24 protein-coding genes are annotated in these 25,295 nt (G+C 68.7%); 15 read left to right on the top strand and 9 right to left on the bottom strand.

Going from position 1 to position 25,295, the window contains the following annotated elements; genetic code table 11:
- Window positions 1–13: 13 nt before the first annotated feature.
- The 6 genes from dapE to map all read right to left on the bottom strand — a co-directional run bounded on the left by dapE (window position 14) and on the right by map (window position 7,105).
- Complete coding sequence (gene dapE / locus QWY84_RS12205; RefSeq protein ID WP_290202988.1) at window positions 14–1,156, bottom strand: succinyl-diaminopimelate desuccinylase; 1,143 nt, start codon at window positions 1,154–1,156, stop codon at window positions 14–16.
- Entirely contained in the window at window positions 1,153–1,509 is a 357-nt protein-coding gene (locus tag QWY84_RS12210) for a Spx/MgsR family RNA polymerase-binding regulatory protein (protein ID WP_290202989.1), read from the bottom strand. The genes dapE and QWY84_RS12210 overlap by 4 nt, the downstream gene beginning before the upstream one ends.
- 3 nt (window positions 1,510–1,512) lie before the next feature.
- Window positions 1,513–2,331: a 2,3,4,5-tetrahydropyridine-2,6-dicarboxylate N-succinyltransferase gene (gene dapD, locus QWY84_RS12215; RefSeq protein WP_290202990.1), complete on the bottom strand. Its 819-nt coding sequence runs from the start codon at window positions 2,329–2,331 to the stop codon at window positions 1,513–1,515.
- 90 nt (window positions 2,332–2,421) lie between these two features.
- Window positions 2,422–3,615 carry a succinyldiaminopimelate transaminase gene (dapC, locus tag QWY84_RS12220; protein WP_290202991.1) on the bottom strand — a complete coding sequence of 398 codons (1,194 nt, stop codon included), beginning with the start codon at window positions 3,613–3,615 and terminating at the stop codon, window positions 2,422–2,424.
- 4 nt (window positions 3,616–3,619) lie between these two features.
- The gene (gene glnD, locus QWY84_RS12225) at window positions 3,620–6,322 is read right to left on the bottom strand and encodes a [protein-PII] uridylyltransferase (RefSeq protein ID WP_290202992.1); all 2,703 of its coding nucleotides are present in this window, start codon (window positions 6,320–6,322) and stop codon (window positions 3,620–3,622) included.
- A gap of 9 nt (window positions 6,323–6,331) precedes the next feature.
- Window positions 6,332–7,105, bottom strand: a complete 774-nt coding sequence (gene map / locus QWY84_RS12230; protein WP_290202993.1) for a type I methionyl aminopeptidase — start codon at window positions 7,103–7,105, stop codon at window positions 6,332–6,334.
- A 296-nt stretch (window positions 7,106–7,401) separates the two neighbouring features.
- Here map and rpsB point away from each other — a divergent pair, with 296 nt between their 5' ends.
- The 15 genes from rpsB to rnhB all read left to right on the top strand — a co-directional run bounded on the left by rpsB (window position 7,402) and on the right by rnhB (window position 21,979).
- A complete protein-coding gene (rpsB, locus tag QWY84_RS12235; RefSeq protein ID WP_290202994.1) occupies window positions 7,402–8,175 on the top strand; it encodes a 30S ribosomal protein S2 in 774 nt (257 codons plus the stop codon).
- Window positions 8,176–8,298: 123 nt separating this feature from the next.
- The gene (tsf, locus tag QWY84_RS12240) at window positions 8,299–9,180 is read left to right on the top strand and encodes a translation elongation factor Ts (protein ID WP_290202995.1); all 882 of its coding nucleotides are present in this window, start codon (window positions 8,299–8,301) and stop codon (window positions 9,178–9,180) included.
- 24 nt (window positions 9,181–9,204) lie between these two features.
- Window positions 9,205–9,924: a UMP kinase gene (gene pyrH / locus QWY84_RS12245; RefSeq protein WP_290202996.1), complete on the top strand. Its 720-nt coding sequence runs from the start codon at window positions 9,205–9,207 to the stop codon at window positions 9,922–9,924.
- A 41-nt stretch (window positions 9,925–9,965) separates the two neighbouring features.
- Window positions 9,966–10,487, top strand: a complete 522-nt coding sequence (gene frr / locus QWY84_RS12250; protein WP_290203384.1) for a ribosome recycling factor — start codon at window positions 9,966–9,968, stop codon at window positions 10,485–10,487.
- Between the two features lie 81 nt (window positions 10,488–10,568).
- A complete protein-coding gene (gene uppS / locus QWY84_RS12255) occupies window positions 10,569–11,333 on the top strand; it encodes an undecaprenyl pyrophosphate synthase (RefSeq protein ID WP_290202997.1) in 765 nt (254 codons plus the stop codon).
- On the top strand, window positions 11,326–12,144 hold the full coding sequence (locus QWY84_RS12260; protein WP_290202998.1) for a phosphatidate cytidylyltransferase: 819 nt from the start codon (window positions 11,326–11,328) through the stop codon (window positions 12,142–12,144). Before uppS ends, QWY84_RS12260 begins: the two co-directional genes overlap by 8 nt.
- Entirely contained in the window at window positions 12,135–13,340 is a 1,206-nt protein-coding gene (locus tag QWY84_RS12265) for a 1-deoxy-D-xylulose-5-phosphate reductoisomerase (RefSeq protein WP_290202999.1), read from the top strand. The genes QWY84_RS12260 and QWY84_RS12265 overlap by 10 nt, the downstream gene beginning before the upstream one ends.
- Window positions 13,337–14,692, top strand: a complete 1,356-nt coding sequence (rseP, locus tag QWY84_RS12270; RefSeq protein WP_290203000.1) for an RIP metalloprotease RseP — start codon at window positions 13,337–13,339, stop codon at window positions 14,690–14,692. The genes QWY84_RS12265 and rseP overlap by 4 nt, the downstream gene beginning before the upstream one ends.
- Window positions 14,693–14,732: 40 nt before the next feature.
- Window positions 14,733–17,009, top strand: coding sequence for an outer membrane protein assembly factor BamA (gene bamA, locus QWY84_RS12275; RefSeq protein ID WP_290203001.1), 2,277 nt, complete (start codon window positions 14,733–14,735; stop codon window positions 17,007–17,009).
- A 63-nt stretch (window positions 17,010–17,072) separates the two neighbouring features.
- Complete coding sequence (locus tag QWY84_RS12280) at window positions 17,073–17,585, top strand: OmpH/Skp family outer membrane protein (protein ID WP_290203002.1); 513 nt, start codon at window positions 17,073–17,075, stop codon at window positions 17,583–17,585.
- A 295-nt stretch (window positions 17,586–17,880) separates the two neighbouring features.
- Window positions 17,881–18,942 (top strand): UDP-3-O-(3-hydroxymyristoyl)glucosamine N-acyltransferase, encoded by a 1,062-nt coding sequence (gene lpxD / locus QWY84_RS12285; protein WP_290203003.1) that lies wholly within the window; start codon window positions 17,881–17,883, stop codon window positions 18,940–18,942.
- A gap of 17 nt (window positions 18,943–18,959) precedes the next feature.
- A complete protein-coding gene (gene fabZ / locus QWY84_RS12290) occupies window positions 18,960–19,400 on the top strand; it encodes a 3-hydroxyacyl-ACP dehydratase FabZ (RefSeq protein ID WP_290203004.1) in 441 nt (146 codons plus the stop codon).
- Window positions 19,397–20,167 carry an acyl-ACP--UDP-N-acetylglucosamine O-acyltransferase gene (lpxA, locus tag QWY84_RS12295; protein ID WP_290203005.1) on the top strand — a complete coding sequence of 257 codons (771 nt, stop codon included), beginning with the start codon at window positions 19,397–19,399 and terminating at the stop codon, window positions 20,165–20,167. The genes fabZ and lpxA (QWY84_RS12295) overlap by 4 nt, the downstream gene beginning before the upstream one ends.
- 13 nt (window positions 20,168–20,180) lie before the next feature.
- Window positions 20,181–21,347 (top strand): lipid-A-disaccharide synthase, encoded by a 1,167-nt coding sequence (gene lpxB, locus QWY84_RS12300; RefSeq protein WP_290203006.1) that lies wholly within the window; start codon window positions 20,181–20,183, stop codon window positions 21,345–21,347.
- Between the two features lie 20 nt (window positions 21,348–21,367).
- On the top strand, window positions 21,368–21,979 hold the full coding sequence (gene rnhB, locus QWY84_RS12305) for a ribonuclease HII (protein WP_290203386.1): 612 nt from the start codon (window positions 21,368–21,370) through the stop codon (window positions 21,977–21,979).
- Window positions 21,980–22,297: 318 nt separating this feature from the next.
- Here rnhB and QWY84_RS12310 read toward each other — a convergent pair whose 3' ends face one another.
- From QWY84_RS12310 to lpxA (QWY84_RS12320), 3 genes are read right to left on the bottom strand one after another with little or no spacing between them, the layout of a single operon-like run.
- A complete protein-coding gene (locus tag QWY84_RS12310; RefSeq protein ID WP_290203007.1) occupies window positions 22,298–23,398 on the bottom strand; it encodes a DegT/DnrJ/EryC1/StrS family aminotransferase in 1,101 nt (366 codons plus the stop codon).
- Window positions 23,399–23,422: 24 nt separating this feature from the next.
- A complete protein-coding gene (locus QWY84_RS12315; protein ID WP_290203008.1) occupies window positions 23,423–24,388 on the bottom strand; it encodes a Gfo/Idh/MocA family protein in 966 nt (321 codons plus the stop codon).
- Window positions 24,385–25,158 (bottom strand): acyl-ACP--UDP-N-acetylglucosamine O-acyltransferase, encoded by a 774-nt coding sequence (lpxA, locus tag QWY84_RS12320; protein ID WP_290203009.1) that lies wholly within the window; start codon window positions 25,156–25,158, stop codon window positions 24,385–24,387. The genes QWY84_RS12315 and lpxA (QWY84_RS12320) overlap by 4 nt, the downstream gene beginning before the upstream one ends.
- Window positions 25,159–25,295: the final 137 nt, after the last annotated feature.

Raw genomic sequence — 25,295 nt, forward strand, 5'->3', positions numbered from 1 at the left:
CCGTGGTCGTGGATCATGGCGTGGGCAGAAGCAGCCCCTCGAGGATGCGCTCGTAGATGCGCGACAGGGTGTCCAGGTCGGCGACCGGGACATTCTCGTCGATCTGGTGGATGGTGGCGTTCAGCGGCCCCAGCTCCAGCACCTGCGCGCCGGTGGGCGCGATGAAGCGCCCGTCGGAGGTGCCTCCCCCGGTGGACAGCGCAGCGTCGCGGCCGGTTTCCGCGCGGATGGCCTCGACGGTCGCCCTGAGCAGGGGGCCGGATTCGGTGGCGAACGGCTGCGCCGACAGCGACCACTCCAGCGTGTAGTCCAGGCCGTGTGCATCCAGGAGCCGCTTCACCCGCTCCTGCAGGGCTTCCGGGGTGCTCTCCGGGGAAAAGCGGAAGTTGAACTGCACGTCCGCGTCCCCCGGGATGACGTTGGTCGCCCCCGTGCCCGCCCGGATGCCGGAGACCTGGAACGTGGTAGGCGGGAAGCTGGTATTGCCCCGGTCCCACTCCGTGGCCGCCAGTGCGGCCAGGGCCGGCGCGACGGCGTGCACTGGATTGCGGGCCTTGTCCGGATAGGCAACATGCCCCTGGATGCCGTGGACCTGCAGTTGGCCGTTGAGCGAGCCGCGGCGGCCGATGCGGACCGTGTCGGCCACCCGCGCGTCGCTGCTGGGCTCGCCCACCAGGCACCAGTCGATCCGCTCGCCGCGGGCCTGCAGCGCCTCCACCACGCGCTTGGTGCCGTCCCGGGCCGGGCCTTCCTCGTCGCTGGTGAGCAGCACGGCGATGGCGCCCCGGTGGGCCGGGTGGCGGTGCACGAACCGTTCGCAGGCGGTCACGAACGCGGCCACGCTGCCTTTCATGTCCGCTGCACCGCGGCCGTACAGGCGGCCGTCGCGGACCCGCGGGTCGAACGGCGGCGACGACCAGGCGTCCTCCGGGCCGGTGGGCACCACGTCGGTATGGCCGGCGAAGACGAACAGGGGGCCCGCGTCGCCGCGCCGGCTCCAGAGGTTGGACACCTCGCCGAAGGGCATGGGCTCGCCGTGAAAGCCCAGGGGCTCCAGCCGCGTGCGGAGGAGCTCTTGGCAGCCGCCGTCGGCGGGGGTGACGGAGGCGCGCGCGATCAGCGCCCGCGCCAGCTCCAGGGTGGCGGAGTCGCTCATGGCGCGTCCTTGCCCAGGATCTCGCGCCAGGCCGACTCGCGGAATCCGGTGCACAGGGTGTCACCGTGCTCCAGCACCGGCCGTCGGATCAGGTTGGGGTGCTCGCGGAGCATGGCCGCCGGATCCTCCTCGGCCCGCTGCTTCTGTGCCGCATCCAGCTTGCGCCAGGTGGCGCTGCGGCGGTTGAGGACCTCGTCGACGCCGAGCGTGCGCAGCCACTCCTGCAGGCGCCCGGCCGGCACGCCGTCGCGCCGGAAGTCGTGGAACGTCACCGACAGTCCTGCCGCCTCCAGCCAGCGCAGGGCCTTGCGGCAGGTGTCGCAGTTGCGGATGCCGTAGAGCGTCGTCGTCATGGTTCAGGGCCGCAGCAGCTCGTTGATGCCCACCTTCTCGCGGGTCTTCTGGTCCACCTGCTTGATGATCACCGCGCAGTACAGGGAGTGCGTGCCGTCGCTGGCCGGCAGGCTGCCGGGAACCACCACCGCTCCCCGGGGAATGCGGCCGCTGGTGACCTCGCCGGTCTCGCGGTTGTAGATCTTGGTGCTCTGGCCGATGAACACGCCCATGGAGATGACGGCACCTTCCTCGACGATGACGCCCTCCACGATCTCGGAGCGGGCGCCGATGAAGCAGTTGTCCTCGATGATCACCGGGTTGGCCTGCAGCGGCTCCAGGACGCCGCCGATGCCGGCGCCGCCGGACAGGTGCACGCCCTTGCCGATCTGCGCACACGAGCCCACGGTGGCCCAGGTGTCCACCATGGTGCCTTCGCCCACGTAGGCGCCGATGTTCACGTAGGAAGGCATGAGCACGGCGCCGGGGGCGATGAACGACCCGCGGCGGGCGACCGCCGGCGGCACGACGCGCACGCCGCCGGCGTGGAAATCGTGGCTGTTGTAGTCGGTGAATTTCAGCGGCACCTTGTCGAAGAAGTTCACGGCGCCGGTGCGCATCACCTCGTTGTCGTGCAGGCGGAACGACAGCAGCACCGCCTTCTTCAGCCACTCGTTGACCACCCAGTCGCCGTCGCGCTTCTCGGCGACGCGGGCCTCGCCGCGGTCGAGCATCATGATCGCCTGCTCGACGGCCTCGGCCACCTCCGGGGGCGCGGTGCGCGGGCCGATCTCGCCGCGTTGTTCAAAGGCGTCCTCGATGACGGAGCGAACGTTGTCCATGGTGATCTGCCTCATTGGTTTGTTTCTGCACGCTTGTGTAACCGCCCGAAGGCTGCCCGGGGATCGTTGCCACCCGGCCCCGCCCGGGCCCTAAAGCCGCTCCACGAATCGCCGGATGCGCCACATCGCCTCCTCGCACTCGTGCTCCTCCGCCACCAGGGCCATGCGTACGCGCCCGGCGCCGGGGTTGCCGCCGTCCCGGTCCCGGGCCAGGTAGCGTCCGGGCAGCACGCGCACGTTCTCCTCGGCGAACAGGCGCCGGGCGAAGGTCTCGTCGTCCAGGGGCGTTCGCGGCCACAGGTAGAACCCGGCGTCCGGCGCCGCCACGTCCAACACCGGAGCGAGAATCTCCATTGCGGTGGCGAACTTGGCCCGGTACCGGGCGCGATTATGCACTACGTGGGCCTCGTCCTCCCAGGCCGCGCGGCTGGCGGCCTGCACCTGCAGGGGCAGGGCACAGCCCTGGTAGGTGCGGTAGCGCAGGAAGGCGGCCAGGAGCTCGGCGTCCCCGGCGACGAACCCCGAGCGCAGGCCCGGTGCGCTGGAGCGCTTGGACAGGCTGTGGAACACCAGGCAGCGCCGGTAGTCGGTCCGCCCCATGCGCGCGCAGACGGCCAGCAGGCCCGCGGGGGGCGCGCTCTCGTCGGGGTAGATCTCGCTGTAGCACTCGTCGGCAGCGATGACGAAGTCGTAGGTGTCGGCGAGGCGGATCAGGCGCTCCTGCCAGGCCGCCGGCGCAACGGCCCCGGTGGGGTTGCCCGGCGAGCATATGTAGACAAGCCCGCAGTCGCGCCACACGGCCTCCGGGACGGCGTCCAGGTCCGGCACATAGCCGTGCTCGGCGGTGGTGGCCAGATACACCGGGCGCGCCCCGGCGAGCAGGGCCGCGCCCTCGTAGATCTGGTAGCACGGGTTGGGCATCACGACGCGCGCCTCCGCCTGCCCGCCGACGACGGCCTGGGCGATGGCGAACAGGGCTTCCCGGGTTCCGGCGACGGGCAGGACGTTGTGTTCGGGGTCGATGCTCGCCGCGGGCAGGTCGAAGCGCTGTCGCAGCCAGTGTCCGATGGCTTCCCGGAGCTCGGGTGTTCCGCCGGTGGCCGCGTAGGCGCCGAGGCCGTCCAGGGCGTCGACCAGGGCCTGCCGTATGCAATCCGGCGGCGCGTGCCGGGGCTCGCCGATGCCGAGGTTGATGGCCGGAGCGGCGGCCGGCTCGACGTCCTCGAGCAGCGCGCGGAGACGCTCGAAGGGATAGGGCTGCAGGTGGCCGAGGTGCGGGTTCATGGGTCTACAGCCCGGTGGCCTGCTCGGCGAGGTCCTGGTCCTCGTCCAGGAGCTCGATGAGCGTATGGCGGATGGCGTCGAACTGTTGCTGATCCCGCAGCGGCTGGTTGTCCTGGCCGGTGATGAAGAACACGTCCTCCGCCTTGGCGCCGATGGTGGCGATCTTGGCGTTTTGCAGCCGCACGCCGCAGCGGGCGAAGGTGTATCCCACCCGGGCCAGCAGGCCGGGCCGGTCGGCGGTGATGAGCTCCAGTACCGTACGCTCGTTGCCCGGGTCCTGGACGAAGCTGATGCGCGTGTCGACGTTGAAGTGCTGCACCTTGCGGGGTACCGGCCGCCGTGTCGGCACGGTCAGCCGGTCCTGGCTCAGGGCCTCGCGCAGCCGCCGGGTGATCTCCTCCTTGCGGCGCGGGTCCTGGACGGGCTCGCCGTCGTCCTCCAGCACCAGGTAGCTGTCCAGGGTATAGCCGTTGCGCGTGGTGATGATGCGGGCGTCCTGGATGTTGAGGTTGAGCTGGTCCATGGCGTAGACGGTCAGCGCGAACACGTGGTCCTTGTCCGTGGTGTAGAGAAAGACCTCGGTGCCGCCGCGGGAGCCGTGCCCGTCCAGCAGGACCAGCGGCAGATCCCCGGTGCGGCTGCTGGCGATGGCCTCCGTATGCCAGGCGATCTCCTCGGCGGAGTAGCGCAGGAAATAGTCGGCGGTGAAATGGCGCCAGACGGACTTCACGGTCATGTGGTGCAGGCCCTTGACCTTGAGCCGCCGGCGCGCCTGGGTCTGGGTCTCGCGTACCAGCTCGTCGTTGTCGATGGGATGCTCCAGCCCCCGCCGCAGGGCGCGCTTGGTCACCGTGTAGAGCTCCAGCAGCAGGGCGTCCTTCCAGGAGTTCCACAGGCTCGGGTTCGTGGCCCGGATGTCGGCGACGGTGAGCAGGTACAGGTAATCCAGCCGCGTGCGGTCGCCGATGCGGTCGGCGAACTCGTTGATCACGTCGGGATCGGAGATGTCCTTGCGCTGGGCGGTCATGGACAGCAGCAGGTGATGGCGCACCAGCCAGGCGACCAGGCGGGAGTCGTACTGGCTGAGACCGTGGTCCTGGCAGAAATGGAACGCATCCTCCGCCCCGAGCTCCGAATGGTCGCCGCCGCGGCCCTTGGCGATGTCGTGGAACAGGGCGGCCAGCAGCAGGAGCTCCGGCTTGGGCAGCCGCTGCATGATGGTGTGGCAGAAGGGCAGCTCGTCGGCGTGCTCGGGCAGGGCGAAGCGGCGCAGGTTGCGCACCACGAACATGGTGTGCGAGTCCACGGTGTAGACGTGGAACAGGTCGTACTGCATGCGCCCGGTGATGGCGCCGAACGCCGGAATGTAGCGGCCCAGCAGGCCGTAGCGGTGCATGCGCCGCAGCTCGTGGGTGATGCCGCGGGGCTGGCGCAGGATCTCCATGAACAGGCTGCGGCAGCGCAGGTCCGCGCGGAAGCGGTCGTTGATGAGGTGCCGGTGCGAGCGGATGAGCCGGATGGTGGATGCGCGCACGCCCTTGAGCCCGGGGTACTGCTGCAGCAGCAGGAATACCTCCAGAAGCGCGAACGGGTAGCGCCGGAAGACGTTGGGATGGGTGACCTCGATGAAGCCCTTGCGGGACTGGAAGCGCTTGTTGATGAGCTGCGGGGGCTCGCGGTCGTCGGCGTAGAGAATGACTTCCTGGTAGAGCTGGAGCAGCATCTCGTTGAGCCGGCTCAGCTCCATGACCGTGCGGAAGTAGCGCTGCATGAACTGTTCCACGCCCAGCGCGTGTTCCTGGTCGGTATACCCGAACTGCCGGGCGAGGGTGGCCTGGTGGTCGAACAGCAGGCGGTCCTCGCGGCGGTCGGCGAGGGTGTGGAGCGCGAAACGGATGTCCCAAAGCAGGTTCTGGCCCTGGATCAGGTCGTCGTGCTCCTGCTCGGTGAGAAACCCCTGGTCCACCAGGTCGTGCAGGGTTTCGGCGCCGAAGTGCCGCTTCGCCACCCAGCCGACCATGTGGATGTCCCGCAGGCCGCCGGGGCTCTCCTTGATGTTCGGCTCCAGGTTGTAGGCGGTATCGTGGTACTTGGCGTGGCGCTGGAGCTGCTCCTGCCACTTGGCCTCGAAGAACGTGCGGCTGGGCCAGACCTGCTGCGGCCCAGTGGCCTCGCGCATGGCCCGGTACAGCGGCTCCGGGCCCTTGAGCAGGCGGGATTCCATGAGATTGGTGGCGACGGTGATGTCGTGCTCGGACTCCGCCACGCAGTCCGCCAGGGTGCGCACGCTGTGGCCGACCTCCAGGCCGATGTCCCAGAGGAAGGTGATAAAGGCCTCGATGCACTGGTCGCGGCCCGCCAGGCCGGCGTCGTCCAGCAGCAGCATGAGGTCGATGTCCGAGCCCGGGTGGAGCTCGCCGCGACCGTAGCCGCCGACCGCGACGAGCGCGATCCCGGCGCAGCCGGCGTCCATGATCCGGTCCCAGGCCCGCTGCAGGAGCTGGTCGACCAGCCAGGCGCGCAGGGGCACGAGGATGCGGGCCGGAGCGCCCTCGCGGAAGCGCCCCTTGAGGATGGCGTCGCCGTGCTGGCGGGCGTCGCGGAAGACGCGCACGGCCGGCTCGCCGGCGGCGAGCCGGCGTTCCAGGTCGTCGGCGTCGAACAGGACCGCATCCGCTTCGCTGGGGTAGGCCGTGGCGGTGGACATGGGCCGTCCTCAGTCGGGAACGATTTCGTCGTGGCGCAGTGTCAGCACCTCGTGGCCGCCGGCGGTCACCAGCAGCGTGTGCTCCCACTGCGCGGACAGGCTGTGGTCCTTGGTGACCACGGTCCAGTCGTCCTTGAGCACACGCGTTTCCTTGCGGCCGGCGTTGATCATGGGCTCGATGGTAAAGGTCATGCCTTCCTCCAGGACCATGCCGGTGCCGGCGTTGCCGTAGTGCAGTACCTGGGGATCCTCGTGGAACTCGGCGCCGATGCCGTGGCCGCAGTACTCCCGCACTACCGAGTAGTTGTGGCTCTCGGCGTAGCGCTGGATGGCGGCGCCGATATCCCCGAGACGGGCGCCGGGCTCGACCACGCGAATGCCTTCCCACAGGGCGCCGTGGGCGACGTCGCTGAGCCGCTGGCCCTTGATGGTGGGCTCGCCGACGAAGTACATGCGGCTGGTGTCGCCGTGGTAGCCGTCCTTGATGACGGTGACGTCGATATTGAGGATGTCGCCCTTCTTCAGCTTCTTCGGCCCGGGGATCCCGTGGCAGACCACATGATTGACGGACGTGCAGATCGATTTCGGGAAGCCGCGATAGTTCAGCGGCGCCGGCACCGCGCCGCGCTCGTTGACGATGAAATCGTGGGCGATGCGGTCGAGCTCTTCCGTGGTCACCCCCGGCTGCACGTGCTCTTCCAGCAGGCTGAGCACCTCGGCGGCCAGCGCGCCGGCGATACGCATTTTGTCGATTTCTTCTGCGGACTTGATGGTAACCGTCATGAGTCTGCGGGGATCTCCGACTATGATCGTGAACGGGATTCCGGGGCGTCGCCGGAAGCGGGCAGGCTGCCGGCGAGCTTCGCCGGTGGCGCGCTCTGCGGCAGGTGCAAATTGTCGCAACAAGCCAATTATGGTATAAAGCGCGCGCTCTTCAGGCAAATGCCGGAGCACACTAACCGGTCGCCTCCGGGCGACTGAATTCACACCCGCATCGCTGGAACCGGTCAGCGGGGTTGCCCCTCAGGGGTTCCTGAACCGGGATGCGGGGAGGCTCAAACCCACGGGAGACCAACACCATGGCCAACGTGACCATGCGCGAGATGCTCGAAGCCGGCGTCCATTTCGGCCACCAGACCCGTTTCTGGAATCCGAAGATGGAGCCGTATATCTTCGGCGAGCGCAACAAGATCCATATCATCAATCTGGAAAAGACGCTGCCCCTGTACCAGGAAGCCCTGAACTTCATGGGCAAGCTGGCCGCCAATGGCGGCAAGATCCTGTTCGTCGGCACCAAGCGTGCGGCGCGGGAAGCGGTGCGGGCAGAGGCCAAGCGCTGCAACATGCCCTACGTGGACCATCGCTGGCTCGGCGGCATGCTCACCAACTTCCGCACGGTGAAGCAGTCCATCCGCCGCCTGAAGGACCTGGAGCAGCAGGAAGAGGACGGCACCTTCCGCAAGCTGGTCAAGAAGGAGGCGCTGGAGCTGACCCGCGAGAAGGAGAAGCTGGAGCGGTCCCTGTCCGGCATCAAGGACATGGAGCGCCTGCCGGACGCGATGTTCATCATCGACGTGGGCTACGAGAACATCGCCATCAAGGAAGCGCAGAAGCTGAACATTCCGGTGGTCGGCGTGGTGGATACCAATGGTCCGCTGCAGGGCGTGGACTACGTGATCCCCGGCAACGACGACGCCATCCGGGCGATCCAGCTCTACACCCGCGGTGTCGCGGACGCCGTCGAGGACGCCAAGGCCTCGTCCGTGCAGCCCGGGGCGCGTGAGACCGACGATTTCGTCGAGGTACGGGAGACCAGTGCGGCGGCCGAGGGAGAAGACGCCCCCGCAGAGTGAGCGGCCGGCGGGTGCACAGGGACGTGCGCCCGGCCGCTGCCCGACTCCCGGATTCCGTTGCGTGCGCGGACTGCGCTGCGCGGGAACGGGGACTGAACGAATGCAGCGAGAGGATACAGGACCATGGCGATTACAGCGGCCCAGGTAAAGGAGCTCCGCGAGCGTACCGGCTCGGGGATGATGGAATGCAAGAAGGCGCTGGTCGAAGCCGACGGCGACATCGACCAGGCTATCGAGGCCATGCGCAAGAAGGGCCTGGCCAAGGCGGAGAAGAAGGCGGACCGGGTGGCCGCCGAGGGCAAAATCATCACGCAGGTCAGCGATGACGGGCGGCACGGTGTCATCCTGGAGATGAACAGCGAGACCGATTTCGTCTCCGCCGGCGACGATTTCACGAAATTCGCCGATGCCATCGCGCGGATCATCCTGGAGAAGCAGCCGGATAGCGAGGACGCGCTGCTGGAGCTGCCCTTCGACGGCGAGCGGGACGTCCACACGGCGCGCAAGGAGCTCGTGGCGAAGGTGGGCGAGAACATCCAGCTGCGCCGCTTCCAGCGCTACAGCACCGACAGCGGCAATATCGCCCATTACCTGCACGGCACGCGGATCGGCGTCATGGTGCAGATCGAGGGCGGCGACGCCCAGCTGGGCCGGGATATCGCCATGCACATCGCCGCCAGCAACCCCATGGCCGTGGACGAGTCCGGCATGCCGGCCGACGTGGTCGACAAGGAGCGCGCCATCCTCAAGGCTCAGGCGGAAGACAGCGGCAAGCCGCCGGAGATCGTCGAGAAGATGCTCGACGGCCGCGTCAAGAAGTACCTGCGGGAGAACACGCTGCTCGGGCAGCCGTTCGTCAAGGACCCCGACCAGAGCGTGGGCGATCTCCTCAAGGCCGCGGGCGCCAGCATCCAGGGCTTTACGCGCTACGAGGTCGGCGAAGGCATCGAGAAGCAGGAAGGCAATTTCGCCGAAGAGGTCATGGCCCAGGTGCGTGGTTCCTGAGTCGCTGACAGAGGAAGACGGCTCATGAGCACGCCCGTTTATCGTCGCGTCCTACTGAAAATCAGCGGGGAAGGGCTGATGGGCGATGCCGACTACGGCATCGACCCGGCCGTGAGCCGCCGGCTGGCGCGGGAGATCCGCGAGGTCCGGGAGACCGGCGTGGAGCTCGCACTGGTGATCGGCGGGGGCAATATCTTCCGGGGTGCCGGCCTGGCCGCGGCCGGCATGGACCGGGTCACCGCCGATCACATGGGCATGCTCGCCACCGTGATGAACGCCCTGGCGCTGCAGGACGCCCTGGAGCACGAGGGCGTGTTCACCCGGGTGATGTCCGCGATCAAGATCAACCAGGTGTGCGAGGACTACATCCGCCGCCGGGCCGTGCGTCACCTGGAGAAGGGGCGCGTGGTGATCTTCGCCGCGGGCACCGGCAATCCGTTCTTCACCACCGACTCCGCGGCGAGCCTGCGGGCCGTGGAGGTGGACGCGGACATCATGCTCAAGGCCACGAAGGTGGACGGTGTGTACTCCGCGGACCCGGTGCACGACCGTGATGCCCACCGTTACCGGCGCCTGACGTTCGACGAGGTCCTGGACCGCAAGCTGTCGGTCATGGACGCCACCGCGATCGTGCTGTGCCGCGACCATGGCCTGCCCATCCAGGTGTTCGACATGACACGGCCCGGCGCGCTGATGGACCTGGTGCTGGGCGGCGACGTAGGCACTGTTGTCGAGAGGGGATAATCGCCGTGATCGAGGATATTGAAAAGGATGCCAGCGACCGCATGAGCAAGTCGGTCGAGGCACTCAAGACCGAGCTCGTGAAAATCCGCACCGGACGGGCGCACTCCAGCCTGCTGGACCATGTCACCGTCGAGTACTACGGCATGCAGGTGCCCATCAACCAGGTGGCGAACGTCACCGCCGGTGATTCCCGCACGCTGCTGGTCACCCCGTACGAGAAGGGGATGGCGCCGAAGATCGAGAAGGCCATCATGCAGTCCGACCTGGGACTCAACCCGGCTTCCCAGGGTGAGGTCGTGCGTGTTCCCATGCCGGCGCTGAACGAGGAGCGCCGCAAGGAGCTGGTGAAGGTCGTGCGCAACGAGGCCGAGCAGGCCCGGGTCGCCATCCGCAACGTGCGGCGGGATGCCAACCAGGAGCTCAAGAACCGGGTCAAGGACAAGGACATCACCGAGGACGACCAGAAGCGGGGCGAGGAGCGGATCCAGAAGCTCACCGACCAGTTCGTGGCGCAGGTGGATGAAGTGCTGGAACATAAGGAACAGGAGCTCATGGCGGTCTGACGGCCGGAGTGATTCTCCACCGATGGTCGCCCCCGTCGCCCCATGCCGGGCCGGGGCGGTACGCGAACGGCGGCAGGAGCGATGAGCGACGAGACGGCGGAAAGGCATGGCTCCGGAAAGGGCGTGCCACGACATATCGCCATCGTCATGGATGGCAACGGGCGCTGGGCGCGCGCCCGCCTGATGCCGCGGCAGGCGGGTCACCGCGCCGGCGCGGAGGCGGTGCGTCGCGTGGTCGAGGCGGCCGGGCAGATGGGCGTGGAGGTGCTCACGCTGTTCGCCTTCAGCAGCGAGAACTGGGCACGGCCCCAGGAAGAAGTCTCGGTGCTGATGGAGCTGTTCGTGCGCACCCTGGAGAAGGAGTCCATCCGGCTGCACGAGCACAACGTCCGCATCCGGATGATCGGCGAGCGCACCCGGCTGTCTTCCCGGCTGCGTGAGCAGATCGAGGCCGCGGAGGCGCTCACCGCGGACAACACCGGAATGACGCTGGTGATTGCGGCCAGCTTCGGTGGCCGGTGGGATATCGTCCAGGCCACCCGCCGGATTGCCGCCGACGCCCGGGACGGCCGCCTCGATCCCGAGGCCCTGCAGGAGCAGGACGTCGCCTCCTACCTGAGTCTCAACGGACTGCCCGACGCCGACCTGCTGATCCGCACGGGCGGCGAGAAGCGCATCAGCAACTTCCTCCTGTGGCACCTGGCGTACGCGGAGCTGCATTTCGTCGACACGCTCTGGCCGGACTTCGGTGCCGAGGATCTGCGCGACGCGGTGGACGTGTTCGCCGGCAGGGAACGCCGTTTCGGACGAACCGGCGACCAGGTGGGGCGGTTCGGTCGTGCTTAGGTGGCGGTTCGTCACCGCCCTTGCCCTGCTGCCGCTGGTTCTGGGGGCGGTCTTCCTGCTCCCCACGGCGGCGTTCGCCGGCGTCATGGCGGCGGTGGTCGCGCTCGCCGGGTGGGAGTGGAGCCGCCTGATCGGTATCCGGGGGCGCAACGGACGGGCCGCCTATACGCTGGTGCTGGTCGGCGTCGCCCTGGCCAGCGCGGTATTCCTCCCGTACGCCCCTGCCTCGGCGCTGGTGATCGCGCTGGGCGCCCTGGTGTGGGTGATCCTGGGCCTGTGGCTGGTGTCGTTCGAGACGGGACGTTCGTCCGATGCCCCCGTACGCGGAGGCTACGGCATGCTCCTGGGCGTCCTGCTCCTAGTGCCCGGATGGTTTGCCGTGTGCTGGCTCCACGGCCGGCCCGACGGCGGGCCCTGGCTGGTGATGACGGCCCTGGTCCTGACCTGGGCGGCGGACGCCGGGGCCTATTTCCTGGGCCGCTGGCTGGGGCGTCGCCGGCTTGCGCCCCGGATCAGCCCCGGAAAGACGCGGGAGGGTGCGGCCGGGGGGCTCGCCGCGGCCCTCGTGGTCGGGGGCCTGATGGCGATGCTGTTCCCGGTCCAGCTGCCGTCCGGGCCGTGGCTGGTCGTCCTGGTCGTCATGACGGTGGTCGCATCGGTGGTGGGGGATCTGTTCGAGAGCATGATCAAGCGTCGCTGCGGCGTGAAGGACAGCGGCACCCTGCTGCCCGGACACGGGGGTATTCTTGACCGGGTGGACAGCCTGACCGCCACGATGCCGGTTTTTGCCGCGGGGCTGCTATGGCTGTAGAGACCATCAGCGTCACCGTTCTCGGCAGTACCGGTTCCATCGGAACCAGTACCCTGGAGGTCATGGCGGCCCACCCGGACCGTTTCCGGGTCGCCGCGCTCACGGGACACCGCAATGTCGAGCTGCTGGCCTCGCAGTGCCGCCGGTTCCGCCCGGGGCTGGCGGTGGTGGCGGATGCCGCCGCCGCTGCGGATCTCGACCGCCGGCTGCGCGCCGAAGGCGTGGCGACGGAGGTGCAGTACGACACCGAGGGCCTGGAAGCCGCGGTGGATCGCGCGGCGGACATCACGGTGGCGGCCATCGTCGGGGCGGCGGGGCTCGCTCCGACGCTGCGCGCCGTGGGCCACGGCGGCCGCATCCTGCTGGCCAACAAGGAATCGCTGGTGATGGCCGGCCCGCTGTTCATGGACGCGGTGGCGCAAAGCGGTGCCGAGCTGCTGCCGGTGGACAGCGAGCACAACGCCATCTTCCAGTGCCTGCCGGGGAACTTTTCCCGGGGACGTCCCGTCGATAGCGGCATAACCCGCGTGGTGCTCACGGCATCGGGCGGGCCGTTCCGCGGCTGGAGCGACGGCGATCTGGCGGCGGTGACACCGGCCCAGGCCTGTGCCCACCCGAACTGGAGCATGGGGCGGAAGATTTCCGTCGACTCGGCCACGCTCATGAACAAGGGGCTGGAGGTCATCGAGGCCTCCTGGCTGTTCGGTCTGTCACCGGAGGAGCTGGAGGTGGTGATTCACCCCCAGAGCATTGTCCATTCCCTGGTCACGTACCGGGACGGCTCCATGCTGGCGCAGCTGGGGCAGCCGGACATGCGTGTACCCATCGCGCATGCCCTGGGCTGGCCGGAACGGCTGGACTCCGGCGTCGCGCCCCTGGACCTGGCGACGCTGGGGCGACTGGACTTCGAGGCCCCGGATGCCGGCCGCTTCCCGTGCCTGGGCCTGGCCTACCAGGCCCTGGAGCAGGGCGGGACGTCGGGGGCGGTGCTGAACGCAGCCAACGAGGAAGCCGTCCACGCCTTCCTGGAGGGGAGACTGCCATTCATGGGCATCGCACCCGTCATCGAGGAGACCCTGGCACGCACCGGGCCGGGTTCCGCCTCCAGCGTCGCCGAGCTCATGGACGCGGACCGCCATGCGCGCCGCGAGGCGGCAGACGTCATTGAGACCCGGGCGAAGGTGAGACCGCAATGACCGCCATCGGCACCAGCATACTGGCGTTCATCGTCGCCATCGGCGTCCTGGTGGCGTTCCACGAGTACGGGCACTACTGGACCGCGCGGCGTCTGGGCGTCAAGGTCCTGCGGTATTCCATCGGCTTCGGCAAGCCCCTGCTGGTCTGGCGTCGGGGTGCGGATCAAACAGAGTACGCCATCTCCGCGATCCCCCTGGGCGGCTACGTGAAGATGCTCGACGAGCGCGAGGGCCCGGTCGCCGCCGAGGAGCGCCACCGGGCGTTCAATACCCAGGCCCTGTGGCGCCGGACGCTCATCGTCGCCGCCGGCCCGGCGGCGAACTTCCTGCTGGCGATCGTGATCTACTGGGCCCTGTTCACCGTCGGCACCCAGGAGCTGCGCCCGGTCATCGGCCAGGTCGAGCCCGAAACCCCGGCGGCGCAGGCGGGCTTCCAGGAAGGCGAGCAGATCCTGGCACTGAACGGCCATCGCACCCCGGCATGGGATCGGGTGCTCATGGAGCTCATGGACAGCGGCCTGGACGGCGATATGGTCGCTGTCCGGGTGCGCACGGAAGACGGCAGGGAGAGGCAGCGGCAGCTGGATCTCGGCGGCCTGCCGCGGCTCGGCGACAACCCGGATCTGCTCGAGGTCATCGGGTTCCGCCCCTGGCAGCCGGAGATAACGCCGAAGGTCGCGGATATCGTCGACGGCGGGCCTGCGGACCGCGCTGGCCTGCGGGCGGGGGATCGCATTGTCGCTGTGTCGGGTACCGCGGTGGATCAGTGGCAGGAACTCGTCGATGCCCTGAGTGCCCGAGCCGGGGAGACCACCACCGTGGCGGTGGAGCGCGACGGCCGCCGGCAGACGTTCCAGGTCGCGCTGAACGCGGAGGGCTCGGATCGGGGGGTGCTGGGCGTGCGGCCCGACGTGCCCGAGGATGCCTTTGCCGGGATGTTCCACACGGTGCGCTACGGCCCCGTGGCGTCGCTGGGGGAAGCGGCGCGGAATACCTGGGACACCGGCATCCTGACCCTGGAGGTCCTGGGCAAGATGCTGATCGGTGAGGCGTCGCTGAAGAACCTCAGCGGCCCGATCAATATCGCCCAGTATGCAGGAGACACGGCCTCGAGCGGGATCGTGCCGTTCGCCAAGTTCCTGGCGCTGATCAGCATCAGCCTCGGGGTGATCAATCTGTTACCCATCCCCATTCTCGACGGTGGGCACTTGCTGTATTTCGCCGTCGAGGGCATCAAGGGGAGTCCGGTCTCCGAGCAGGCGCAGGCCGCCGGGCAGCAGATCGGCATCCTCATGCTGGTTCTGCTCATGGGGGTGGCGTTTTACAACGATCTTGCCCGGTTGCTCGGCTAGTGTCCTGTAACCCAAATCCGATACGACAAGAAAGGTTGGTATGCGCAAACTGGTTGCTGCCCTGGTGCTGTTCGTCGTCGCGCTGGCGCCGGTCAAGGCTTTCGAGCCGTTCACGGTGGAAGACATTCGCCTGGAGGGCCTGCGGCGGATCGCACCGGGGACGGTGTTCAACTATCTGCCCATCACCACCAACGACCAGGTCGACCAGCAACTCGCCGCGGAGGCGGTGCGGGCACTGTACGACACCGGCTTTTTCCAGGACGTCGAGCTGCAGCGCGACGGCAACGTGCTCATCGTCAACCTGGTCGAGCGTCCGTCGGTGGCCGAGATCGAGATCGAGGGCAACAACGCCATCGCCACCGATCCGCTGCTGCAGGCGATGCGCGATTCCGGGCTCGCCGAGGGCGAGACGTTCAATCGGGCCCTGCTGGACGGTATCGAGCGCGAGCTGCGGCGGCAGTACTTCTCCCAGGGGCGCTACGATGTCGACATCGAGACCACGGTCTCCCCCCTGGAGCGCAACCGGGTGGCGATCCGCATCGATATCGACGAGGGACGCACGGCACGGATCCGGGACATCCATTTCGTGGGCAACGAGGCGTTCAGCGACAGCGAGCTGGAGGACGTCTTCAGCCTCGGGCCGCGACCGTGGTATCTGCCGTTCTCCAGCCGCGACCAGTATTCCCGGGAAGCGTTGTCGGGCGATCTCGAGAGCCTGCGCTCGTTCTACATGAACCGCGGCTATGCCGACTTTTCACTGACATCGAGCCAGGTCTCGCTGACCCCGGACCGCTCCGGCATCTACGTCACGGTGAACGTGGACGAGGGGCGGCAGTACGAGCTCGGCGACATTCGGATCGTCGGCGAGACCGTGGTGGACCGGGAGGAGTTGCGCCAGTCCCTGGAGCTGGCCAGCGGCAGCATGTTCTCCCAGGAGCAGGTCACCGCGGGCTCCAACACCATCCGCGACCGGCTGAGCGAGGAAGGCTACGCCTTCGCCAACATCAACCCGGTGCCGGACATCAACCGGGAGGCGGGAACCGTCGATCTGACGTACTACGTCGATCCGGGCAGCCGTGTGTACGTGCGCCGCATCAACATCAGCGGCAACTACCGCACGGACGACGAGGTCATCCGGCGGGAGATGCGGCAGATGGAACGGGGGTGGTATTCCTCGGAGAACATCGACCGCTCCCGGCAGCGACTGAACCAGCTCGGCTTCTTCGACAGCGTGGAGATCGAGACGCCGCGCGTGCCGGGGGAGAACGACCAGGTGGACGTCAACGTCAACGTCACCGAGGGCCTCTCGGGCAGCCTCCAGGCCGGCATCGGCTACGGCAGCGGCCAGGGCCTGCTGCTGAACTTCTCCGTCGCCCAGGACAACATTCTGGGTACCGGGGATCGCATTAACCTGGCCCTGAACAACAGCGAGGTGAGCTCGCTGTATCGTCTGACCTATACCGATCGCTACTACAACGTCGACGGGCTCACCCGGCACTTCAATGCCAGCCTGCGGGAGACGGACGCGCGCGAGGCGCGGCTGTCGGACTACGGGGTGCGCTCCGGCGAGCTCGATGTCGGCTTCAGCGTGCCGCTCAACGAGGAGGACTCCGTGCGCCTGGACGTGGGCTACCAGGACCTGCGCCTGAACCTGGGCGACGACGCGCCGCAGTTCATGTTCGACTTCACCGACGAGTTCGGCGAGCAGTACCAGAACTACAAGACCGAGGTGAGCTGGACGCGGAACACGCTGGACCGGCGCGTGTTCCCCACCCGCGGCGCCAAGCAGTCGCTGGGGCTGGAAGTGTCCGTCCCCGGGAGCGACCTCGAGTACTACAAGGCGAGCTACAGCCACAACCGCTTCTTCCCCCTGAGCGACGACCTGTCGCTGTCGCTGCGGGGCCGCGTGGGCTACGGCGAGGGCCTGGGCGAGACCAGCCGCCTGCCGTTCTTCGAGAACTTCTTCGCCGGCGGCATCAACTCGGTGCGCGGGTACCAGTCGAGCTCCCTGGGCCGGCGCGTCGAAGGCGATCCGGTGGGCGGGAACCTGCGGACCATCGCCAATGCCGAGCTCTACTTCCCGGTGCCGTTCATCGATTCCGATGCCGTGCGGTTCTCCACCTTCGTGGACGCCGGCCAGGTCTATGACACCCGGCGGACCACCTTCGATTCCGGGGAGCTGCGCTATTCCTCGGGGCTGGCGTTCACCTGGATGTCGCCGCTGGGCGCATTGACAATGAGCCTGGCCGAGCCGTTAAATGACGGGCCTGAAGACGAGACCGAGCGGTTCCAGTTCTCCCTTGGTCAGTTCTTCTGATCCCCGCGTGTCGCGCCGGGTCGCTACCGCATCAGTCACTACACGAGAGGCAAAGCCGCCGGCATGAATAGGTTCCTTCGCGTCGTCCTGGTACTCATTCTTGCCGGCGGTACCGCCAGCGCTGCAGCAGAGACCAAGATCGGGTTCGTCAACGCGGGGCGCGTGACCTCCGAGGCCCCCCAGGCCGAGGCCGCGCGCAGCAGCCTGGAGGAGGAGTTCGGGCCCCGGGACCGGGCGATTACCGAGGAGCAGCAGGCACTGCGGGAGCTGGAGACCCGGCTCAATCAGGATGCCGCGGCCATGAGCGAGGAGGAGCAGCAGCGCCTGCGGCGCGAGCTGGTCACGCGCCAGCGCGAGCTGCGCCGGGAAGAGGAAGCATTCCGGGAAGATTTCAACATGCGCCGCAACGAGGAGCTGGGACGGCTCCAGCGGCGCATCGTCGAGACCATCAACGAGCTTGCCGAGGCCGAAGGCTACGATCTGATCGTCAGCGAGGGCGTTATTTACGCCAGCGACCAGGTGGACGTGACGGATCAGGTGCTGGAGCGGCTGGAGCAGGAGTACGAAGACAACTAGGGCCTGCTGGTGTCCTGTCACCCACAGGACGCGACATCCCGCAGGTAGCTTGCCATTGCCCGAGCCGCGGTGGCGTCGCGGCTCCTTGCCGTAGGCCGTACTACGGCTGCTCGCCACGCCTTGCCGTGGGCGCGCACAGGCATCCGGAATGGCGAGCGATCCCGGGAGACGACACGAGGCGCCGCGGACAGGGGCATTCGCGGATCCAGGGCCGGATCGCCTGCGCGGACCAGCGCGCCGGGGGTCCGGCCCGGTTCGATTCTGCGGGCCGACCGAACGCAGGGAGTAACACGCGATGAAACGTCTTGGAGAGCTCGCCTCGGCACTCGGCCTGACCCTGGCGGGAGATCCCGACAAGGAAGTGGTGCGCATCGGCTCTCTCACCGGCGCCGGCCCCGACGCCCTGACCTTTCTGGCGGATGCCCGCTACCGCCGCTACCTGGCGGACAGCCGCGCGGCGGCGGTGATCGTGGCACCGGATGATGCCGCCGCGGTGCCGGGCGATGCCCTGATCGCGGACAACCCGCACCTTGCCTTTGCCCGGGCGGCGCAGATGCTCTATCCCGCCGTCGCCACGCCGGGTGTGCACGAATCCGCACAGGTGGATCCGTCGGCCGTCCTGGCCGACGGTGTCGCCGTCAGCGCCCGGGCCGTCGTCGGCGCGCGGGCACAGCTCGGTGAACGGACGCAGGTGCGCGCGGGCGCCGTCATCGGTGACGACGTCGTTCTCGGTGCGGACTGCATCGTGCATCCGGGTGCCACGGTGCTGTCCGGATGCCGTCTGGGCGCCCGGTGCCGGGTCCAGTCCGGAGCCGTGATCGGCTCCGACGGCTTCGGCTACGCCCGCGACGGGATGCAGTGGGAGCGCGTGCCGCAGGTCGGCGGCGTGGTCATCGGCGACAACGTGGATATCGGCGCGAACACGACCGTCGATCGCGGGGCCATCGGCGACACCGTCCTGGAGGACGGTGTCAAGGTCGACAATCTGGTGCAGATCGCCCACAACGTCCATGTCGGCGCGCACACGGCCATGGCGGCGTGTGTCGGCGTGTCGGGGAGCACCCGCATCGGCAGTTACTGTACCATCGCGGGCATGGTGGGCATCGCGGGCCACCTGGTCATCGGCGACCACGTGCACATCACGGGCATGACGCAGGTGACCAAGAGCCTGACGGAGCCGGGCGTGTACTCGTCGGGCACCGGCGTGGAGTCGAACCGGACCTGGCGCCGGAATGCCGCGCGCTTCCATCAGCTGGACGACATGGCGCGCAAGCTGCGGGCGCTGGAGCGGCGCCTGGCGGAGGACGGCCACGGCGGGACCGATCCCATGGATCAGCCCGGCCACGGAACGAAATAGAACTGGGCACGGACTTTATGGATATCAATCGAATCAAGAAGCTGCTACCACATCGCTACCCGTTTCTGCTCGTGGACAAGGTGGTCGAGACCGAGCCGGGCGAGCGACTGGTGGGCATCAAGAACGTCACGATCAACGAGCCCTTCTTCGAAGGGCACTTCCCGGTGAAGCCCGTGATGCCGGGGGTTCTGGTCCTGGAAGCCATCGCCCAGGCATGCGGCCTGCTGGCGTTCGAGACCGAAGGGCGTGCGCCGGAAGGCGAGACCATCTTCTACCTGGTGGGTTTCGACAAGGCGCGCTTCAAGCACCCGGTGGAGCCCGGCGACCAGCTTCGCATCGAGACGTCGCTGCTGCGGGTGCGGCGCGGGATCTGGGTGTTCTCGGGCCGGGCCACCGTCGACGACCGGCTGGCGGCGGAAGCGGAGGTCATGTGCACCATGCGGGACGTGGAATCTTGATCGACCCGACCGCGCGAGTGGACCCGGACGCCCGTCTCGGCCGCAACGTGCGCATCGGGGCGTACGCGGTGGTGGGGCCGGACGTCGAGCTGGGCGACGACTGCGAGGTCGGTCCCCATGCCACCGTCTACGGGCCGACCCGCATGGGCGCCGGCAACCGGATCTTCCAGTTCGCCTCCGTGGGCGCCGAGCCCCAGGACAAGAAGTACGCCGGCGAACAGACCCGCCTGGAGATCGGCGACGGCAACACCATCCGGGAATTCGTCACCATCAACCGGGGAACCGCCCAGGACAAGGGCGTGACCCGCATCGGCAACGGCAACTGGATCATGGCGTATGTCCACATTGCCCATGACTGCACGGTGGCGGACGGCGTCGTGTTCGCCAACGGCGCCTCCCTGGCCGGGCACGTGGAGGTGGGCGAGCAGGCCATCCTGGGGGGGTTTACCCTGGTCCACCAGTTCTGCCGGATCGGTGCCTACTGCTTTTCCTCCATGGGAAGCTGCATCAAGCAGGACGTGCCGCCCTACGTCACGGTTTCCGGCAATCCGGCGGCCCCCCATGGCATCAACAGCGAAGGGCTTCGCCGCCAGGGGTTCGCGCGCGCCGACATTCTCGCCCTGCGCCGCGCGTATCGCCTTGTCTACAAGTCGTCGCTGCGCCTGGAGCCGGCCCTGGAGAAGGTGGACGCACTGGCCCGGGATCATGCCCCGGTGGAGCGCCTGGCGGCGTTCATCCGGGGGAGTGACCGCGGCATCGTTCGCTAGGCAGGGGAGCGCCATGCGCGTCGGCATCGTCGCAGGGGAAATGTCGGGCGACTATCTCGGTGCCGGGTTGATGCGCGAGCTGCGCGCCCGGTTCCCAGACATCCGGTTCGAGGGCATCGGCGGCCCGCGCATGGAGGCGGAGGGGCTGACCAGCCTGTACCCCCTGGAGGCCCTGTCGGTCATGGGCCTTGTCGAGGTGCTGCGGCACTTGCCGCGGCTGCTCGGCATCCGGCGCGACCTGGCACGGCGTTTCCGTGAGCGGCCGCCGGATCTGTTCATCGGCGTCGATGCCCCGGATTTCAACCTGCGCCTGGAAGAGCGCCTGCGGGCGGCAGGCGTCCCCACCGTGCACTACGTCAGCCCCACGGTCTGGGCCTGGCGGCGCGGCAGGATCCACCAGATCCGCCGGGCCGTGGACCGGATGCTGTGCATCTTTCCCTTCGAGGACGCCTTCTACCGCGAGCAGGATGTGCCGGCGACGTTCGTCGGCCATCCCCTGGCGGACGAGATCGCCATGGTCCCGAACCGCAGTGCTGCGCGCGAAAGCCTCGGTCTCGCGGAGGATGCCACCGTGGTGGCCGTTCTCCCGGGCAGCCGCATGAGCGAGGTCAAGTACCTGGGGCCGGTCTTCCTGGAGACCGTGGCCTGGCTCCACCGGCACCGCCCGGATGTCCGCTACGTGGTGCCCTGTGCCACCGAGCGCATCCGCGCGCACATGCGCTCGCTGGTCGAGGCGCACACCGACGGCATCCCGGTGACCCTGGTGCAGGAGCGCTCCCGGGAATGCCTGGCCGCCGCCACGGTGGCGCTGCTGGCATCGGGCACGGCCAGTCTCGAGGCGATGCTGCACAAGCGGCCCATGGTGGTGGCGTACCGGGTGTCGTTCATCACCGGCTGGCTGGCCCGGCGCCTGGTGCGGGTGCCGCACATCGCCATGCCGAACCTGATCGCCGGGCGGCGCATGGTCGCGGAGTTCGCCCAGGAGGCCGCCGTCCCCGGCAACCTGGGGCCGGCCACCCTGGATCTGCTGGACAACCCCGAGCGGCGTGCTGCGCTGGAGGCGGAGTTCGGCGAGCTGCACGGACGGCTGCGGCAGAATGCCAGCGCCCAGGCCGCGGCGGCTGTCGCGGATCTGCTGGAACGGCACACGGAGGCGCGCATGCCGGAGGGTACGGCGTGAGGCACGAGAGCGGTGGCACGATCGGGGCGGGCCGGGGGTTGGCCGGTGACCTCGTGGTGGGTGTGGACGAGGCGGGACGCGGGCCGCTGGCCGGGCCGGTGGTGGTGGGCGCGGTGATCCTGGATCCCGCGCGGCCCATTGCCGGCGTGGCGGACTCCAAGCGGCTCACGGCCCGGCGGCGGGAGATGCTGGCGGGCGTGATCCGCGAGCAGGCGCTGGCATGGGTGGTCGTCCGGGCGGAGCCGCACGAGATCGACGAGCTGAACATCCTCCAGGCGACCATGCGGGCCATGCAGCACGCCGTGTCGGCACTTCCGGTGCCCGCCCGGCGCGCCCTGATCGACGGCAATCGCTGTCCGCCGCTGGACTGCCCGGCGGAGGCCGTCGTCGGCGGCGACGGCAGCGAGCCGGCCATCGGTGCGGCCTCGATCCTGGCCAAGGTCGCCCGGGACGGGGACATGGTGGCCCTGGAGGAGCAGTGGCCCGGCTACGGCTTCGCCCGGCACAAGGGCTACCCCACCCGGGACCATGTCGCCGCACTCCGCCGCCTCGGCGCCTGCCCGGCCCACCGGCGCTCGTTCGCGCCCGTCCGCGAGGCCCTGACGGCGCCCGAGCTGCCGCTGGAAGGGTAGGGCGTCCCGGCGGAATGCCGACGCGGGATTCCCGTTACTGCGTACCGTTCCGGCAGCGGGCTTCGATCGGGTCGTTTCCTGGCGGTGGGCGAGACGCATCGGGCGACTTGCGCAGCGCCGGAGCGCAGGCCGTCCGGCCCCGAAGGGGTGGCGGCAGGGATGCCGCCACCGGCTGTCAGCACAGGGATGTGCTGTCAGCCGGCCAGGCCGGAGCGGAGGATAGGCCCCTGCTTCATCCGAAGCAGGGGCCGTAAGCGGAGCTCCGGAGCCCGATGCGTCTCGCCCACCGCCAGGAAACGACGGGCACTCTGCAGCCCGTCAGCCGTTGACCGCGTGCCGGATGGTCTCCGTGACCCGGAGGATCTGCTGGTCGGCGAGCTCCGGGTAGATGGGCAGGGACAGGCAGTGCCGGGCGATCTTCTCGGATATGGGCAGCTGGACGTGGCCGTGGGTGTCCCGGAACACGGGCTGCTTGTGCAGCGGCACCGGATAGTAGACGGCGCAGCCGATGTCGGCGGAGCGCAGGGCCGCGGCGATGGCGTCGCGGTCGCTGGCGAGAACGGTGTACTGGTGGTAGACGTGCCGGCCCACGCCGTCCTCGTGGGGCACGGTGATGCCCGGCACGCCGGAGAGGCGGTCCCTGTACGCATGAGCGACGCGGCGGCGGCAGGCGTTGTACTGATCGATGCGGCGCATCTTGGCCCGCAGGATCATGGCCTGGACCTCGTCCAGGCGACTGTTGTAGCCGATGACGTGATGGTGGTAGCGCTCGCGGCTGCCGTGGTTGCGCAGCACGCGCAGCTCCTCGGCGACCTTTGGGTCGCTGGTGGCGACCAGCCCGGCGTCGCCGTAGGCGCCCAGGTTCTTGCTGGGAAAGAAGCTGAATGCCCCGGCGGCGCCGAAGGCGCCCGTCATGCGTCCGCCCACCGCGGCGCCGAAGGACTGGGCACAGTCCTCCACCACCAGGACGCCGTGGCGGTCGGCCAGGCGCATGAGCTCCGGCATGTCCACGGGCTGGCCGAACAGGTGCACCGGCAGTACGGCGCGGGTGCGCTCGGTGATCGCCGCCTCTACCTGCTCCAGGTCCAGGTTGAACGTGGCGTCGTCGATGTCCACGAACACCGGTGTGGCGCCCACGTAGTGGATGGCCTCGGCGGTGGCGATGAAGGTGAACGGCGTGGTGATCACCTCGTCCCCCGGGCCGATCCCCAGGGCGGCCAGGGCGAGATGCAGGGCGTCCGTGCCGGAGTTGCAGGCGACGGCGTGGGGCGTACCCAGGTAGCGCGCGACCTCCTCCTCCAGGGCCTGGACGTTCGGGCCCAGGATGAACTGTGCGCTGTCGAGCACCTCCCGGAAGCCCTGCTCGATCTCGGAGCGCAGGTCGGCGTACTGGGCCTTCAGGTCAACCATGGGGATCATGGCGCGGCGTGTCCTCTCGGGTTCCTACTGGGATGGCTGGTCGGGCAGGGGATTGTCCCGCAACTGCCGCGTGATTTCGATGGCCGTGGCCAGGGCCTGCCGCCCGTCGGCCCCGGTCACCAGCGGCGTACGCCCGTGGACGACACAGTCGACGAAATCCGCGATCTCGGCGCGGATGGCGTCGCCGTCGTCGAAGGCGCGCTGCTCGCTGCGGATGTCCTCCATGGCCGGCACGTCCCGGTCGGTGTGGATGCGGGAGCGGATGTCCAGGGAGCGCTGCTGGAAGTCCAGGGCGATGTAGCTGTTGCGCTGGAACAGGCGCATCTTGCGCTCGGCCTTGAGGCTGACCCGGCTGGCGGTGACATTGGCCACACAGCCGTTGTCGAACTGGATGCGGGCGTTGGCGATGTCGATGTCGGAGGAGATCACCGGCGCCCCGTTGGCGTCGATGCGGCTCACGGGCCGGTCCACCAGCTTCAGGATGATGTCGATGTCGTGGATCATCAGGTCCAGCACCACGCTGACATCCGCGCCCCGGGGGTTGAACGGCGCCAGCCGGTTCGACTCGATGAACATGGGCGTGCCCACCAGCTCGGCGAGACCGCGGACGGCGGCGTTGAAGCGCTCCAGGTGCCCCACCTGCAGCACGAGGTTGTTCTGCGCCGCCAGCCGGATGAGGTCGTCCGCCTCCTCCAGGGTGGTGGTGACGGGCTTTTCCACCAGTACGTGCACGCCGCGGTCGAGGCACTGAGCCGCCACCGCGTGGTGGAAGCGGGTGGGCACCACGATGCTGACAACGTCCACGCTGTCGAGCAGCGCCCCGTGGTCGGTGAACGCGGTGGTGCCCACCTCCTCGGCGACCGCCCGCGCGCGGCTCTCGTCGGCGTCGACCACGCCCACCAGCTCGACGGACTCCAAGGCGGCGTACTTCTGGGCGTGGAATCGCCCCAGGTAGCCGACTCCGATGACGGCGGCGCGCACGGGCTTCATCGCGTGATGCCCCGTGTCGACGAACCCAGGAACTGCGCCAGGTGGCGCACGCGGGGGTTGTCCAGGTCGTGGCGCTGTTCCAGCTCGGCCAGCGCCTCGGCCAGGCGCTTGCCGGAGCCGAAGACGATGCGATAGGCCGTCCGCAGGGCCTGGACGTGCTCCGGCGGAAAGCCGGCGCGCTTGAGGCCGCGCCGGTTGAGCCCGTACAGGCGCGCGTGGTTGCCCGAGACCATGGCGTAGGGGGGAATGTCCATGGTGGTCATGGTACCGCCGCCCAGCATGGCGTACTCGCCGATGCGCACGAACTGGTGGATGCCGCACATGGCCGACATGTTCACCCCGTCCTCCACGATGACGTGCCCCCCGAGCATGGCACTGTTGGCCATGATGACATGATTGCCGACGATGCAGTCATGGCCGACGTGGGCATAGGCCATGAACAGGTTGTCGTCGCCCACCGTGGTGACGCCGCGGTCCTTGGGGCTGCCCCGGTGCAGGGTGGCGAACTCGCGGATGTGATTGCGCGCGCCGATCTCCAGGCGCGTGGGCTCATCGCGGTAGCCGATATCCTGGGGCGCCGTCCCGACCACGGCATGGGGGCCGACGGTGTTGTCCGGCCCCATCTGCGTGGGCCCTTCAATGATGGCGTGGGCGCCGATGCGGCAGCGGGGCCCGATGCGGACCCCCGCCTCGATGCAGGCGTACGGGCCCACGGCCACGTCCTCGCCGATGTCCGCGTCCGGGTGGATCACCGCGGTGGAGTGAATCATTGCGTCGTACTGCCGTGTGTGGAATGGCCGGGTACCGTACCGCGTTCCGCGGGCACGGGCCAGACCCCGCCCGCCGGCCGCCCGTGTCCGGGTTCCACGGGCCGGGTGGGAGCCGGCATTTCCGTACCGGTGCGAGT

The organism is Aquisalimonas lutea, assembly GCF_030409225.1.
GTDB classification, from domain to species: Bacteria; Pseudomonadota; Gammaproteobacteria; order Nitrococcales; family Aquisalimonadaceae; genus Aquisalimonas; species Aquisalimonas lutea.

What these genes read in the sequence shown, in the direction of transcription:
- uppS (WP_290202997.1), top strand. Translation starts at nt 10,569, where the DNA reads ATGAGCGACGAGACGGCGGAAAGGCATGGCTCCGGAAAGGGCGTGCCA.
- QWY84_RS12310 (WP_290203007.1), bottom strand. Translation starts at nt 23,398, where the DNA reads ATGATCCCCATGGTTGACCTGAAGGCCCAGTACGCCGACCTGCGCTCC.
- QWY84_RS12280 (WP_290203002.1), top strand. Translation starts at nt 17,073, where the DNA reads ATGAATAGGTTCCTTCGCGTCGTCCTGGTACTCATTCTTGCCGGCGGT.
- lpxD (WP_290203003.1), top strand. Translation starts at nt 17,881, where the DNA reads ATGAAACGTCTTGGAGAGCTCGCCTCGGCACTCGGCCTGACCCTGGCG.
- glnD (WP_290202992.1), bottom strand. Translation starts at nt 6,322, where the DNA reads ATGTCCACCGCCACGGCCTACCCCAGCGAAGCGGATGCGGTCCTGTTC.
- QWY84_RS12210 (WP_290202989.1), bottom strand. Translation starts at nt 1,509, where the DNA reads ATGACGACGACGCTCTACGGCATCCGCAACTGCGACACCTGCCGCAAG.
- QWY84_RS12315 (WP_290203008.1), bottom strand. Translation starts at nt 24,388, where the DNA reads ATGAAGCCCGTGCGCGCCGCCGTCATCGGAGTCGGCTACCTGGGGCGA.
- pyrH (WP_290202996.1), top strand. Translation starts at nt 9,205, where the DNA reads ATGAGCACGCCCGTTTATCGTCGCGTCCTACTGAAAATCAGCGGGGAA.
- dapC (WP_290202991.1), bottom strand. Translation starts at nt 3,615, where the DNA reads ATGAACCCGCACCTCGGCCACCTGCAGCCCTATCCCTTCGAGCGTCTC.
- fabZ (WP_290203004.1), top strand. Translation starts at nt 18,960, where the DNA reads ATGGATATCAATCGAATCAAGAAGCTGCTACCACATCGCTACCCGTTT.
- rseP (WP_290203000.1), top strand. Translation starts at nt 13,337, where the DNA reads ATGACCGCCATCGGCACCAGCATACTGGCGTTCATCGTCGCCATCGGC.
- bamA (WP_290203001.1), top strand. Translation starts at nt 14,733, where the DNA reads ATGCGCAAACTGGTTGCTGCCCTGGTGCTGTTCGTCGTCGCGCTGGCG.
- frr (WP_290203384.1), top strand. Translation starts at nt 9,966, where the DNA reads ATGAGCAAGTCGGTCGAGGCACTCAAGACCGAGCTCGTGAAAATCCGC.
- tsf (WP_290202995.1), top strand. Translation starts at nt 8,299, where the DNA reads ATGGCGATTACAGCGGCCCAGGTAAAGGAGCTCCGCGAGCGTACCGGC.
- lpxB (WP_290203006.1), top strand. Translation starts at nt 20,181, where the DNA reads ATGCGCGTCGGCATCGTCGCAGGGGAAATGTCGGGCGACTATCTCGGT.
- lpxA (WP_290203009.1), bottom strand. Translation starts at nt 25,158, where the DNA reads ATGATTCACTCCACCGCGGTGATCCACCCGGACGCGGACATCGGCGAG.
- dapE (WP_290202988.1), bottom strand. Translation starts at nt 1,156, where the DNA reads ATGAGCGACTCCGCCACCCTGGAGCTGGCGCGGGCGCTGATCGCGCGC.
- QWY84_RS12265 (WP_290202999.1), top strand. Translation starts at nt 12,135, where the DNA reads ATGGCTGTAGAGACCATCAGCGTCACCGTTCTCGGCAGTACCGGTTCC.
- dapD (WP_290202990.1), bottom strand. Translation starts at nt 2,331, where the DNA reads ATGGACAACGTTCGCTCCGTCATCGAGGACGCCTTTGAACAACGCGGC.
- map (WP_290202993.1), bottom strand. Translation starts at nt 7,105, where the DNA reads ATGACGGTTACCATCAAGTCCGCAGAAGAAATCGACAAAATGCGTATC.
- rpsB (WP_290202994.1), top strand. Translation starts at nt 7,402, where the DNA reads ATGGCCAACGTGACCATGCGCGAGATGCTCGAAGCCGGCGTCCATTTC.